The following is a 13,232-nucleotide window of genomic DNA, read 5'->3' on the forward strand; positions in this document are numbered from 1 at the left end:
GGCCTGCCGGCGAGCGGATGCAGGACCTTGGGCAGCGCGGAGTGCATGCGTTTGCCCATGCCTGCCGCGAGGATCACGATGTTCATTGCATCGGTGAGCGAATGGGGAATGAAGCGGCCGATTTTAGCATGCGGGGTATGCCCGACACGCCCGCAGGACGGGCCGCCAAGTCCTCAATAAACACTCTTTTACAACGGCTTTTCAAAACTGTCCGGCGCAAAGCAAAACGCTCCGATGCAGGGTCGGAGCGTTTCAGGCAAACCGCAGCGGCGGCGCTCAAATGTCGTCGAATGGGGTGAACTTGATCGTCGTGCCATCGGCGGGCGCCGGATCGGTCGAACACGGCTCCTCGTCGAAAGCGATATCGCCCGCCGGATCGGCCACGCCCGTCGCGCGCAGCCCTGCGAAGTCGAACAGCTTCGCGTCCATGAGGTGCGAAGGCACGACGTTGCCGAGCGCGTTGAACATGTTCTCGATGCGACCCGGGAAGCGCTTGTCCCACTCGCGGATCAGCGCCTTCATCTCCGCGCGCTTCAGGTTCGGCTGGCTGCCGCACAGGTTGCACGGAATGATCGGGAATTCGCGCAGCACCGCGTACTTCTCGAGATCGGTTTCCTTCACGTAGGCGAGCGGGCGGATCACGACGTTCTTGCCATCATCCGATTGCAGCTTGGGCGGCATACCCTTGAGCTTGCCGCCGTAGAACAGGTTCAGCAGCAGCGTCTGAAGGATGTCGTCGCGGTGGTGACCGAGCGCGATCTTGGTCGCGCCCAGTTCGCCCGCCACGCGGTACAGGATGCCGCGCCGCAGGCGCGAGCACAGCGAGCACGTGGTCTTGCCCTCGGGCACGAGGCGCTTGACGATGCTGTACGTATCCTGATTCTCGATGTGATACGGCACGCCCACGCGGTCGAGGTACTCGGGCAGCACGTGCTCCGGAAAGCCCGGCTGCTTCTGGTCGAGGTTCACGGCGACGATGTCGAAGTCGATCGGCGCGCGCTCGCGCAGGCGCAAGAGCACATCGAGCAGCGCATAGCTGTCCTTGCCGCCCGAGAGGCAGACCATCACCTTGTCGCCGTTCTCGATCATGTTGTAGTCGCCGATCGCCTGGCCGACCTGGCGCACGATGCGCTTGAACAGCTTGTTGTTCTCGTAGGCTTCCTTCTGCTCGCGGCGCGTGAGCGCGCGGCGGCCCGCTTCTTCGTTGTGCGCGTCGTTGTGCGCTTCGCTCGTGGCGTGCTCGCCGACGGGCAGCGTTTCGGGGGCGTTCATGAATCAGTCCTCTTTGATACGAAAGACCTCGACGCCCACCGCGTCGCAGTCCGGATAAACGTCGGGCTTCTCGGTCGAGACGCGCACCGCGCGCACCTGTTCGTGCGAGAGCAGCGCCGCGGCCAGATCGTCGCAGAGCGTTTCCTGCAGATGGATATGGCCTTTGCCCACGCGCTCGGCGACGGTCGAACGCATGAAGTCGTAGTCGACGACTTCGCGCAGCTTGTCCTCGCGCGGCGTGGTCAGCGCGAGCGGCACGAACAGGTCGATGTTGATGACGACACGCTGTTCGCCGCGCTTTTCGAAGTCATGCACGCCGATGTTGATGTGCACTTCGTAGTCGCGCAGGAAAAGCCGGCGGCAGTCGGCGAGCCGGGGGTGAAGCAAAACGGTGGACATGTATCTTCCAGTCGATAAAAGCGTGCGTCTTCTCGCACGTATGCGGGCGCCGGGCGCCCGGCGTCATTGGAGCCGGTCTGCGCAACCGCTCGTGCGCGGCGGTTCGCGTTCCTTCGTGTTCGTCAGTACCGCTGGCTCGCGGTTCTGCGCTCGGCGGCGCTATGCATTTAGTTGCAAATGCGGCGTCGCGCGCGATGCAACCACGGTACTTCAGCCGCCCGTCAAAAACATCACGTCGCGTGGCAGCGGCACGAGGTGCTGGCCGCCGTCCACGACGAGCGTCGTGCCGGTCACGCCGGAAGCCCCGGCGAGATACAGCGCGGCTTCCACGAGATCGGCGGGCCGCGACGCGCGTTTGAGCGGCGTGACCCGGTGCGCGGCGGCGAAGGTTTCCGGTGTCTGGTCGCCAGACTGCATCGTGAGGCCGGGCGCGAGCCCCACCACGCGCACCTTCGGCGCGAGCGCCTGGGCGAGCGCGACGGTGGCGTTCTGCAACGCGGCCTTCGTCAGCGTGTACGACAGATAGTCCGGATTCATGTTGTACAGCTTCTGGTCGAGCACGTTGATCACACAGGCGCGCTGCGTCTCGTCGTCCACTGCCGCTTCGGGCGTGGCCTCGTACAGCGTGCGCGCCAGCACGAGCGGCGCGCCCACGTTGATCGCCATGAGCTGCAGCAGCTTCGCATAGCCTACGTCGCGCGCGGTGTCTTCGTCGAAGCGCGAGGCGTTGTTCAGCACGCACGCCGGCCGGCCGAGCGCCGCGGCGCAGTCCTGCACGAGCCGGGCCACTTCCGCTTCGTTGCCCAGATCGGCGTGCAGCGCCACGGCCTTGCGGCCCAGCGCCGCGATCTGGGCGACCACTTCATCGGCGGCTTCGCGCGACTCGCCGTAATGCACCGCGACGTCCCAGCCGCGCGCCGCGAAGCCGAGCGACAGCTCGCGGCCAATGCGGCGCGCCCCGCCCGTCACCAGCACCACAGGCGCTTGCTGATTGGCGTCTGAATTGGGGTGCGATGCCCGGAGGGTGGCGGACATGCCGGCGTCAGCCGGGCGGATGCCGGGAGTTGCGCTCATTTACAATGCCGGGATGAATCCGAAAGCTCACGAACCCGATAGTTTACCTGTTCCCGAGCCGATCGCGCTCGCGCAGTCCGAAGCGCTCGCGGCCACGCTGCGCGCCGAGAGTGCGGCGGCGGGCGGCTGGCTGCCGTTCGACCGCTACATGGAACGCGCGCTGTACGCGCCGGGACTCGGCTATTACGGCGGCGGCGCGCGCAAGTTCGGCCTCTTTGCCGCCGATGGCAGCGACTTCGTGACCGCGCCCGAGCTTTCGCCGCTCTTCGCCGCGACGCTCGCACGCGCCGTGGCCGAAGCGCTGGCCGCCAGCGGCACGCGCCGCCTGATGGAGTTCGGCGCGGGCACCGGCCGTCTCGCGGCGGGCGTCATGCTCGCCCTCGACGCCGCGGGCGTGCCATTCGATTCCTACGCGATCGTCGATCTGTCGGGCGAGTTGCGCGAACGCCAGCGCGAGGCCCTCGCGAAGCTCGCGCCCGCGCTGCTCCCACGCGTGACCTGGATCGACGCGCTGCCCGCGCAGTTCGAAGGTGTCGTGATCGGCAACGAAGTGCTCGATGCGATGCCGGTGCGCCTCTTCGCTCGCAAGGACGCCGTGTGGCACGAGCGTGGCGTGGGCGTGAACGCCGCAGGCGCGTTCGTCTTCGCCGATCAGCCCGCGAATTCGGGCCGCGACGCCAACTGGCCCGAAGGCGCGCTCGCGGGCGTGGAAGGCAGCGAAGACTACGTGACCGAAACGCACGAAGCGGCGCTCGCGTTCACGCGCACCGTATGCGCGATGCTCCAGCGCGGCGCGGCCTTCTTCATCGACTATGGGTTTCCGCGCCACGAGTACTACCACGCGCAACGCACGCAAGGCACGCTGATGTGCCACTACCGGCACCGCGCGCACGGCGACCCGTTTCTGTACCCCGGCTTGCAGGACATCACCGCGCACGTGGAATTCACGGGCATTGCCGAAGCCGGCGTCGAAGCGGGCGCGGACCTGCTCGGCTACACCACGCAGGCGCGTTTTCTGATGAACGCGGGCATTACCGAAGTGCTCGGCGAAATCGATCCGCGCGATCCGCAGCGCTTCCTGCCCGCCGCGAACGCGGTGCAGAAGCTCGTGTCGGAAAGCGAGATGGGTGAACTCTTCAAGGTGATCGCGTTTTCGCGCGGCATCGACGAAACCATCACGGCGTTCGCGCGCGGCGACCGCAGCCACACGCTATGACGCTTACGCCGAGGCGTTCATGATCCGCTGGTTCCTCACCACCTTCATCGCCGTCGCGATTCTCTCCAGCGCCCAGCCGTGGCTCAGGAAGCTCGGCATCGGGCGCCTGCCCGGCGACATCACGCTGCGCATTTTCGGCCGCGAGTACCCGTTGCCATTCATGTCGACGCTCGTGCTTTCCATGGCGCTCTCGTTGCTCGTACGCGCGCTCTGAGGGCCATCGCACGAACGCCCCGAAGCGGCGCGCCGCGCGTCAGGCACAAGCGAGCGCACCTTCCACGGCCGCGATGCGCGCCTCGTGCACGGCTAGCTTGATCTTCTCGGCGCCGCCCTTCGCGCCCGACTCCGCGATCGAGCGGGCGATCGCCCCTGCATCCACGCCGCGCGCGGCCACGAGCGCCACGCGCAGCCGCTCGGCCTGCGGATAAGGCGCGTTCTCCCAGTTCAGCCGCCCGCGCAAGTCCGACTCGCAGGCCTGCAGCGCCTCGGCGAAACGCGCGGGCTTGCGCAGTGCGTCGCAGCGTTCGAGCATGCGCACGAGCGCGGCCGCGCCCATGTCCATCACGCGATGGATGTTGCCGTGCTCGCGCGCGACGAGCACCGCGAGTTCGCGGCAGTCGTTGGGCACGCGCAGGCGGTCGCAAAGCGGCTTCAGCAGTTCGACGCTGCGCCCTTCGTGGCCGATGTGGCGCGGCAGCACGTCCTCGGGCGTCGTGCCCTTGCCGAGATCGTGCGTGAGCGCCGCGAAGCGCACCGGCAGCGCGTAGCCCTGCGCCGCGGCATGGTCGATCACCATCATCACGTGCACGCCCGTGTCCACTTCCGGGTGATAGTCGGCGCGCTGGGGCACGCCCCACAGCGCATCGACCTCGGGCAGCACGCGCGCGAGCGCGCCGCAATCGCGCAGCACCTCGAACATGCGCGAGGGTTTCGCTTCCATGAGCCCGCGCGAGATTTCCTGCCACACGCGCTCCGGCACGAGCGCATCGACTTCGCCCGAGGCGACCATTTCGCGCATGAGTTCGAGCGTTTCAGGCGCAACGGTGAAGTCGGCGAAACGCGCAGCGAACCGCGCGATGCGCAGGATGCGCACGGGGTCTTCGAGAAACGCTTCGCTCACGTGACGAAACACGCGCGTTTCCAGGTCGCGCGCGCCGCCGAACGGATCGACGACCGGCCCCGTGAGCACGCCGCCCGGCTGCACTTCGCGCGCCATCGCGTTGATCGTCAGGTCGCGGCGCGCAAGATCTTCTTCGAGCGTCACGTCGGGCGCGTAGAAGAACTGGAAGCCGTGATAGCCCGCGGCCGTCTTGCGCTCGGTGCGCGCCAGCGCGTACTCCTCCTGGGTCTCGGGATGCAGGAACACCGGAAAATCCTTGCCCACCGGACGATAACCCTGCGCAGCCATCTGCTCGGGCGTCGCGCCCACCACGACATAGTCGCGGTCGCGCACGGGCAGCCCGAGCATCTCGTCGCGGATCGCACCGCCTACGACATAGATCTTCATTCGTCGTCGCGTTCGTCGTCGGCGACGATGTGCGTTTCGCGGCGCGCGGCTGCGACCCACTCGGCCACGGCGGGCAGCGCGCTCACGCGCTGCGCGTAAGCCGCCGCTTCCGGCGAGAGCTTCGGCGCATAGCTATTGAAGCGCATGACGACCGGCGCATACATGGCATCGGCAATGCCGAATTCGCCGAACAGGAAGGGGCCGCCGCTCGCTGCAAGACACTCGCGCCAGAGCGCGTCGATGCGGGCGATATCGGCGAGCGCGCCAGGCGTCGCGCCGGCGCCTGGCTTCACCTTGCGGATGTTCATCGGCATGTGGTTGCGCAATTCGCCGAAGCCCGCATGCATTTCGGCGCTCACGCTGCGCGCGCGGGCGCGGGCGTTCGCATCGCGCGGCCACAGCGCATGCTGCGGGAAGCGCTCGGCGAGCGTCTCGGCAATCGCGAGCGAATCCCACACGGCAAAGCCGTCTTCGGAGACGAGGCACGGCACCTTGCCCGAGGCCGAAAACGCGAGGATCGAGGACCTGGTGCCCGGCTCGTCGAGCTCGATCAGCACTTCCTCGAACGCGATGCCGAAGTGCCTGAGCAGCACCCACGGGCGCATCGACCACGACGAATAGTTCTTGTCTCCGATAACGAGCTTCATTGTTCCAATGACCGTAGTGAGTTGAAGGGAAACCAGCCAGCGGCGAATCAGCGGTGCGCGCTGGCGCGAAAGATGTTCAGCCGCGAGCGCAGCGAGGCGTCGGCGAGATAGAGCGGCGCGATCGTCTCGATGCTCGCCGGGTCGATATCGAGTTCGGGTGCGAGCGGCCCGGTCATCACGCTGTCCACCTTCATCGAATCGAGATTATCGCGCGTGAGCACCGGCACGCCGGGCGCCATCTCGAAAGAAAGCGCCTGCAGACGCCCGAAGGCATCGGGCAGCCGCACGATACGCGCGCGCCGGCCGATCACTTCGCCGCAGTACTGCACCAGCTGCTCGAGCGTATAGACCGTCGGGCCGCCGAGTTCGTAAGTGTGCCCGCTCGCGGCATCGAGATCGAGCACGTTGACGATCGCCTTTGACACGTCGCCGACGAACACCGGCTGGAACTTCGCATCGGGCATCGCGAGCGGAATGATCGGAAAGAGCCTTTGCAGGAGCGCGAAGCGGTTGAGGAACGTGTCCTCGGGGCCGAACACCACCGAAGGCCGGAAGATCGTCGTGGCGAGCGACGTGGAGGCGTGCACGGCTTTTTCGCCGTCGCCCTTCGAGCGCAGATACATGCTCGGCCCGCGCGGGTCGGCACCGAGCGAGCTCACGTGGATGAGCCGGTGCACGCCCTTGCCCTCGCAAGCGGCGACGATCTTCGTGGGCAACTCGACGTGCAGCTTCGCGAAGCCCGGGCCGTAGGGATCGCCGCGGCCGCCATTGAGCGTGCCGACGAGATTGATGACCGCGTCCGCGTTCTCGACGAAGGCGGCGAGCGCGACCGGATCGGACACATCGGTCTCGATCACGTCGATGGGCAGCAGGGTGAGATGGCGGGCGTTGTAGCGGCGGCGGGTGGCGATGCGTACGTCCTTGCCCGCCTCGACGAGCGCGTTGACGAGGTGGCTGCCGATGAATCCCGAACCGCCGATGACCGCAATGGCTTGATGTCTCATCTTCGACCTCCTCGGGCAGACGGCGCCGCCGCGTACGAGGTCCGGTTCGTCCCGCAGCGCGCCGGCCAGAAGGCGCAGCACGCCGCGTGCCGTCATGCCGCGCGCGGTCCACAAGTAGGGAAGCGGCGCGGCGTGACGACCCGGCGCTTACGGCGAGATATAGCCGAGACGCGCCTTCAGCGATTGCGGACGGCCCTCGAACAGCGCCGCATAGTAGACCGTGTTCGACAACACGTTTTTCACGTAATCGCGGGTTTCCTGGAACGGGATGGTTTCCGCGAAGATGGCGCCTTCGACGCCGCCCTGCAACGACTGGCGCCACGCGCGCGGGCGCCCCGGCCCGGCGTTGTAGCCCGCGGTGGCGAGCACGGCCGAGCCGTCGAACTGATTGTAGATCATCGACAGATAGTTCGTTCCGAGCAGGATATTGGTGTTCAGATCGTCGAGCTGGTCACGCGAGAGCGGGCCGAGGCCGATCTTCTTCGCCACCATTTGCGCCGTGGCCGGCATGATCTGCATGAGGCCGCTCGCGCCCACGCCCGACTTCGCGTTGAGGATGAAGCGCGATTCCTGGCGGATGAGGCCGTAGGCCCATTCGACGTCGAGCCCGTTGGTCTGCGCGTCGCGCTCCACCACGTCGCGGAACGGCGCGAGGTAGCGCAGCGAGAAGTCGTGCTCGGTTTGCGTGCGATCGGCGGTGTTGACGGTGCGGTCGAGCAGCTGGATGCGTTTCGCGTATTCGGCGACGGCGAGGAGCTGGCGATCGCTCATGCCGCGCAGTGGCCAGTTCCATTCGCGGTTGCCTTCGAGCCGCAGGTTCAGCGCGTAGAAGCGCTGCGCGAGCGCGAAGCCCGGTGTTTGCGCGGCCTGGGCAATTTCCGCGTCGCTCACCGTCGTCCTGGCCGGAATCGTGATCTTCTGGCCGAGTTCTTCGGTGGCGAGCTGGCCGTAGAAGTTATAGCCCTGCGAGATCGACGCGAATTCCTGGTTCGCCTGCCCCGTTTCGCCCGCCTGCTTGAGCGCGCGCGCGTGCCAGTAGACCCACGAGGGTTGCGTGCGCAGCGCCGCCGGCATCTGCTCGATCGACCAGCGCACCATCGTCCAGTCGCCGCCCAGCAGCGCCGCGCGGGTGCGCCATTCGTACGCGGGGCTCGAGAGCGGCGCGTTGACCGAGAGGCGATACCAGCCGAGCGCGGCGGGCAGGCGCTTGAGCGCGCCCTGATAACCGATCGTGCCCCAGCCGATCGCGCGCTCCGGCGAACTGAGCTGTGGCGCGACGGTGGCGAAGGTCGCCGCGGCCATGGCCGGGTCTTTGCTCGCCATCACCGTCACGGCGAGCAGCGCGAGCTGGTGCGATAGCGGATCGGCGGTGACGCCTTGCGCGAGCGTGAGCGGCGGCGTGCTGACGGCCTGGCTGAACGCCGTGGGGTCGGGGCGCTGCGCGAGGCCGTCGAGCAGCTTCGCGCCGGTCGACGTCTGGTTCTGCTCATACGCGATGCGGATCTGCTGCCACACGTCGTCGCCCGAAAACTGGCCCTTGATGGCGAGCGCCGTGATGAGATCCACGCAGCCGTCGCCGTAATAGCGCGGGTCGGTGAGCAGCGCGCGCGCATCGTCCGCGACGCTCTCGCCGCGCGCGGCGCGCGACTCGAGCGCGTAGCACTTCACCTGCGTGTCGTCGTTGAGCACGAAGCGCGCATACTGCCGGTCGAAGTTCGCCCAGTCGTGGCGCGCGCCGAGCACGAGCAGATAGTCGTTGCGCAGGCGGTCGGCGATCGCCTGGCCGTCGTAGCGCTGCAGGAACGACTGCACCGGTGCATCGGGCGCGTCCACGCGCGCATGGCCCTGCGAGTCGAAGAGCTGCGGCTTGAGCTGGAAGTATTCGAGATACGAAGGCGCCGGGTAATCGGGGATCGTCGCAGCGAGTTGCGCGGCGCGCGCGGGATCATTGTTGCGCGCGGCTTCGCGAAGCTGGATGAAGGTCTGATCGTCGTTGGAAAGGACGGCGCCTACGGGCAGTGCGACGGGGCGCACGGCGGACGCCGTGCTGCATGCTACGAGTGCCGCGCCGGTCAGTGCGAGACCGACCACGCGATATACTCGGACGAGGCGTTTGGACATCGTTATTTCTGGAGCGCGAAGTGACCCAAAGGATAGCACGCAACCCCCATGCGGAATCCAAAAAGGACTGGCGTGCAAGGCTCCTTCCCCGGCGAATCGAGGCGGCTTCCAACGCGGCAATCGGTGAGGCATTGACGGTTCGTCTCGAAGCGCTCATCGCGCAATTTGCGCCGCGTTCGATCGGGTTCTATTGGCCCTTGCGCGGCGAGTTCGATGCGCGCGCCTGGATCGCCGCATGGCTCGCACAGGATGCCTCGCGCCGCGCCGCCCTCCCCGCCATTGCCGAGCGCCACGCACCGCTCGTCTTCCACGCATGGACGCCCGATGCGCCGATGCGCGAAGGCCATCACGGCATTCCCGAGCCGCTGGCGCAAGAGGCGCTCACGCCCGAGCTCCTGCTCGTGCCTTGCGTGGGTTTCGATCGCGACGGCTACCGGCTGGGTTACGGCGGCGGCTACTACGACCGCACGCTCGCCGCATGGCCGGGCGCGGCCTTGCCCGTCACGGTTGGCATTGCATATGAAGCGTGCCGCATCGACGACGGCGTGCTCGCGCGCGAGGCGCACGACCTGCCGCTCGACGCCGTGGTGACGGAAGCCGCCACGCACCTTTGTCAACGTTCGCGCGCTCGCTGAAAGCGCGTGCACGCATCAGACGAATCGCATCAAAGCGAAGCCGCCGCGCGTGCGGCCGTGTCGTAGAGCCCAGACGCATTGCGCATGAGCTGCGCGGCGTCGCCGATCTGCTGGTTCGTGAGGCCGCTTTCCTTGAGCGTCGCAATGAGGCAGCTCTCGCGCACGTCGCGATAGCGCAGGCACAGCGCCTGGCCTTCCGGCGTGACCGAAAAGAACACTTCCTTGCCGGTCTTTTCGCTTTTTACATACCCTCTGGAAACAAGCTTCTTCAACGCGTACGTGGCCACGTGCGTGTCCTCGATGTTGAGCACGAAGCAGATATCCGCGAGCTTCTTGCGGCGCTCGCGATGGCCGACGTGATGAAGCAGCGACACCTCGATCGGCGTCATGTCCTTCACGCCCGCCGCCGACATGCAACGCACCATCCAGCGGTTGAACGCGTTGCTCGCCATGATGAGCGCGTACTCGAACTCGGAAAGCTCGGCGCTCGACTCGGAGACGAGATGTTCGGACGAAACGATCTTGGTCGGCTGGCGCGACATGGCAGATAACCCGGTAGTCGGTGGTCGATGAGTCAAAGCGGTGTGCGTGAGTGTAATTGCAGGGCGTTCCGCATGCGCCTGGCGAAAACGCGTATTGATAATTTGTAGATAATTTATCGACAATGTACGCTATAAAGGAACGCCGCCGGCCGGCCACTGCCCTGCGCCGTTCTTTCGACCGGCCGAACCGCCCCCTGATCGATCCCGACATGCCGAATTCCGCTCCCCGCATCTTTCCTCTCGGTGACGAGGCGCTCGTCTGCGAAGCGCCGCCGCCCGCCACGCTCGACGTGCAGCGCCGCGTCTGGGCCGTCGCCGCGCTCGTGCGCGGCTGGGCGCCCGTGCGCGAAGTGGTGCCCGGCATGAACAACCTGACGATCACCTTCGACCCGCTCACCGCCAACGCCGCGGCGCTCGCCGGCGCGCTCAGGGACGCATGGCGCGACGCCGAAGACGCGCCCGAGGCGGGCCGCGAAGTCGAGATACCCGTGGTCTACGGCGGCGAGGAAGGTCCCGATCTGGAAGCGGTCGCGCACCAGTGCGGGCTCGCAGCGGCCGACGTCGCCGCGCGCCATGCCGCAGGCGCTTATACGGTGTTCTTCCTCGGCTTCCAGCCGGGCTTCGCGTATCTCGGCGGCCTCGAACCCGCGCTGCACGCGCCGCGGCGGCGCGAGCCGCGTCTTGCCGTCCCGGCGGGCTCGGTGGGCATCGGCGGGGAGCAGACGGGCATCTACCCGGCCGCCTCGCCGGGCGGCTGGCAACTGATCGGCCGCACCGCGCTCAAGCTTTTCGACCCCGCGCGCAATCCGCCCACGCTGCTCATGCCCGGCGACCGCGTGCGCTTCACCATCGCGGAGCTGCACGCATGATCGAAGTCCTGCGCGCGGGCCTGCTCACCACGGTCCAGGATCTCGGCCGCCCCGGCTACCGGCATCTGGGCGTCGCCAGCGGCGGCGCGCTCGATGCGCTCTCGCTCGAAGTGGGCAATCGCCTCGTCGGCAACCGGCCCGACGCGGCCGGCATCGAAATCACCTTCGGCCCCGTCGCGCTGCGCTTCGCGCGCGCCACGCGCATCGCCATCACCGGCACCGACTTCGGCGCCACGCTGGGCGCGCGCCCCGTCTGGTCGTGGTGGAGCCTGCCCGTGGCCGCGGGCGAGGAACTGGTGCTCAACGGCGCGAAGCGCGGCATGCGCGCCTATGTGTGCGTGGCGGGCGGCATCGACGTGTTGCCCATGCTCGGCTCGCGCAGCACCGATCTCGCAGCGGGCTTCGGCGGCCTCGCGGGCCGTGCGCTCAAGGACGGCGACCGCCTCGCCACGGGCGCCTCGTTCGCGCCGGGCCGCGATCGCGCCGCGCTCGATCCGCGCGCGCCGGCCTTCGGCGTGAAGGCGCCCGTGTGGTGCAACTTCGCGCTGGTGGACGAACCGCATCACCGGCGCGGCCGCCACCCGGACGGCATGGCCTGGGCCGTGCCCCTGCGCGTGCTGCGCGGCCCCGAGTACGACAGCTTCACGGCCGAGGCGCAGCGCACGCTCTGGTCCGACGAATGGCAGGTCACGCCCAACAGCAACCGCATGGGCTTTCGGCTTGCGGGCACGCCGCTCGCGCGCACGAGCGGCGCGGACCTGCTTTCGCACGCCGTGCTGCCCGGCACGATCCAGGTGCCGCCGAGCGGCCAGCCCATCGTCCTGATGGCCGATGCGCAGACCACGGGCGGCTACCCCAAAATCGGCTCCGTGATTCGCGCCGATCTCTGGAAGCTGGCGCAAGTGCGTCTGAGCGCGGGCGTGCGCTTCGTGGAAGCGACGCCAGCCGCCGCGCGCGCCGCGCTGGAAGAGGAACGGGCGTATCTGCGGCAGATCGACGCCGCGATCGCCATGCACGACGAGCGCTACGCGAGCCGCCGCGCGAGCGCGGCCGCCGGCGCGTGATTCATGCCCCATCCGTAGCAAGCGCAGTAAGAGGAACACCATGACCACCATCGATCTGAACGCCGATCTCGGCGAAGGCTGCGGCTCCGACGAGGCGCTGCTCGACCTCGTGAGCTCCGCCAACATCGCGTGCGGCTGGCACGCGGGCGGCGCCAATGCGATGCGCGAATGCGTGCGCTGGGCCGTGGAAAAAGGCGTGTCGATCGGCGCGCACCCGAGCTTCAACGACCCTGAGAACTTCGGCCGCAAGGAGATGAACCTGCCGGCCGAGGAAATCTACGCGGGCGTGCTCTATCAACTGGGCGCGCTCTCCGCGATTGCCCAGGCCGAAGGAGGCCGCATTGCCCACGTGAAGCCGCATGGCGCGCTCTACAACCAGGCCGCGCGCGACCCCCGGATCGCCGAGGCGATCGTTTCCGCCGTGCACGACTTCGATCCCTCGGTGACCGTGTTCGCGCTCGCGGGCAGCGGGCTCGTCACGGCGGCACGCGAGGCGGGGCTCGTGGCGGTGGAAGAAGTGTTCGCGGACCGCGGCTATCGCGCGGACGGCTCGCTCGTGCCGCGCAGCGAGCCCGGCGCGCTGCTCGACGACGAAGACACGGTGCTCGCGCGCACGCTCGCGATGATCCGCGAGCAGCGCGTGCAGGCCGTCGACGGCGCCTGGGTGGCGCTCAATGCGCAGACCATTTGCCTGCACGGCGACGGCCCGCATGCGCTCGCGTTCGCGCGGCGCATCCGCACGGCGCTCGACGAAGCCGGTATCGGCGTGCGCCCCGCGGGGGCGGGCGAAGTCTGACGCGCTCCCGCACCCATACACTGGAACGCGCGGCATGGCCGCGCGTCAGTGGAGCCGCATCGCAGAAGCTTTTCGCAAGGCAAACC

The 13,232-nt window shown here is 67.9% G+C and carries 15 protein-coding genes; 6 read left to right on the plus strand and 9 right to left on the minus strand.

All coding sequences use genetic code 11. From position 1 onward, the window contains the following. The 4 genes from BMI01S_RS43975 to BMI01S_RS18665 form a co-directional block, all read right to left on the minus strand. Window positions 1-86 (minus strand): 2-C-methyl-D-erythritol 4-phosphate cytidylyltransferase (locus BMI01S_RS43975; protein WP_174480112.1); only part of this gene is annotated, 86 nt, incomplete at its 3' end. 190 nt (window positions 87-276) lie between these two features. Continuing rightward, a complete protein-coding gene (ttcA, locus tag BMI01S_RS18655; protein WP_028231384.1) occupies window positions 277-1,272 on the minus strand; it encodes a tRNA 2-thiocytidine(32) synthetase TtcA in 996 nt (331 codons plus the stop codon). 3 nt (window positions 1,273-1,275) lie between these two features. After that, window positions 1,276-1,671 carry a dihydroneopterin aldolase gene (locus BMI01S_RS18660; RefSeq protein WP_028212085.1) on the minus strand — a complete coding sequence of 132 codons (396 nt, stop codon included), beginning with the start codon at window positions 1,669-1,671 and terminating at the stop codon, window positions 1,276-1,278. A 210-nt stretch (window positions 1,672-1,881) separates the two neighbouring features. Then, window positions 1,882-2,706, minus strand: a complete 825-nt coding sequence (locus BMI01S_RS18665; RefSeq protein ID WP_028231383.1) for an SDR family oxidoreductase — start codon at window positions 2,704-2,706, stop codon at window positions 1,882-1,884. Window positions 2,707-2,758: 52 nt separating this feature from the next. On the opposite strand from BMI01S_RS18665, the gene BMI01S_RS18670 reads away from it, so the two are divergent. Both BMI01S_RS18670 and BMI01S_RS18675 read left to right on the plus strand, forming a co-directional pair. Then, window positions 2,759-3,961: a class I SAM-dependent methyltransferase gene (locus tag BMI01S_RS18670; protein WP_028231382.1), complete on the plus strand. Its 1,203-nt coding sequence runs from the start codon at window positions 2,759-2,761 to the stop codon at window positions 3,959-3,961. A gap of 19 nt (window positions 3,962-3,980) precedes the next feature. Further along, window positions 3,981-4,175 carry a DUF2905 domain-containing protein gene (locus BMI01S_RS18675; RefSeq protein ID WP_028212082.1) on the plus strand — a complete coding sequence of 65 codons (195 nt, stop codon included), beginning with the start codon at window positions 3,981-3,983 and terminating at the stop codon, window positions 4,173-4,175. Window positions 4,176-4,214: 39 nt separating this feature from the next. Here BMI01S_RS18675 and BMI01S_RS18680 read toward each other — a convergent pair whose 3' ends face one another. The 4 genes from BMI01S_RS18680 to BMI01S_RS18695 form a co-directional block, all read right to left on the minus strand. Continuing rightward, window positions 4,215-5,468, minus strand: coding sequence for a multifunctional CCA addition/repair protein (locus BMI01S_RS18680; RefSeq protein ID WP_028231381.1), 1,254 nt, complete (start codon window positions 5,466-5,468; stop codon window positions 4,215-4,217). Beyond that, window positions 5,465-6,115, minus strand: a complete 651-nt coding sequence (locus tag BMI01S_RS18685; protein ID WP_028212080.1) for a glutathione S-transferase family protein — start codon at window positions 6,113-6,115, stop codon at window positions 5,465-5,467. Before BMI01S_RS18685 ends, BMI01S_RS18680 begins: the two co-directional genes overlap by 4 nt. Before the next feature lie 47 nt (window positions 6,116-6,162). Next, entirely contained in the window at window positions 6,163-7,119 is a 957-nt protein-coding gene (locus BMI01S_RS18690) for a complex I NDUFA9 subunit family protein (protein ID WP_028212079.1), read from the minus strand. A gap of 147 nt (window positions 7,120-7,266) precedes the next feature. Next, window positions 7,267-9,240 (minus strand): lytic transglycosylase domain-containing protein, encoded by a 1,974-nt coding sequence (locus tag BMI01S_RS18695; protein WP_028212078.1) that lies wholly within the window; start codon window positions 9,238-9,240, stop codon window positions 7,267-7,269. A gap of 20 nt (window positions 9,241-9,260) precedes the next feature. On the opposite strand from BMI01S_RS18695, the gene BMI01S_RS18700 reads away from it, so the two are divergent. Further along, window positions 9,261-9,875: a 5-formyltetrahydrofolate cyclo-ligase gene (locus tag BMI01S_RS18700; RefSeq protein ID WP_028212077.1), complete on the plus strand. Its 615-nt coding sequence runs from the start codon at window positions 9,261-9,263 to the stop codon at window positions 9,873-9,875. Between the two features lie 29 nt (window positions 9,876-9,904). Here the strand turns inward: BMI01S_RS18700 and BMI01S_RS18705 are convergent, their stop codons facing one another. Further along, a complete protein-coding gene (locus tag BMI01S_RS18705) occupies window positions 9,905-10,417 on the minus strand; it encodes a winged helix DNA-binding protein (protein WP_028212076.1) in 513 nt (170 codons plus the stop codon). 209 nt (window positions 10,418-10,626) lie between these two features. On the opposite strand from BMI01S_RS18705, the gene pxpB reads away from it, so the two are divergent. Genes pxpB through pxpA form a run of 3 tightly spaced genes read left to right on the plus strand, consistent with a single transcriptional unit; the run spans window position 10,627 to window position 13,146 of the window. Beyond that, a complete protein-coding gene (gene pxpB, locus BMI01S_RS18710; RefSeq protein WP_036019022.1) occupies window positions 10,627-11,286 on the plus strand; it encodes a 5-oxoprolinase subunit PxpB in 660 nt (219 codons plus the stop codon). Continuing rightward, window positions 11,283-12,350, plus strand: a complete 1,068-nt coding sequence (locus tag BMI01S_RS18715; protein ID WP_028212074.1) for a 5-oxoprolinase subunit C family protein — start codon at window positions 11,283-11,285, stop codon at window positions 12,348-12,350. Before pxpB ends, BMI01S_RS18715 begins: the two co-directional genes overlap by 4 nt. A 40-nt stretch (window positions 12,351-12,390) precedes the next feature. Next, window positions 12,391-13,146 carry a 5-oxoprolinase subunit PxpA gene (gene pxpA, locus BMI01S_RS18720; RefSeq protein WP_028212073.1) on the plus strand — a complete coding sequence of 252 codons (756 nt, stop codon included), beginning with the start codon at window positions 12,391-12,393 and terminating at the stop codon, window positions 13,144-13,146. Window positions 13,147-13,232 lie beyond the last annotated feature (86 nt).

Source organism: Paraburkholderia mimosarum LMG 23256 = NBRC 106338, from assembly GCF_000739815.1.
Classification (GTDB): domain Bacteria; phylum Pseudomonadota; class Gammaproteobacteria; order Burkholderiales; family Burkholderiaceae; genus Paraburkholderia; species Paraburkholderia mimosarum.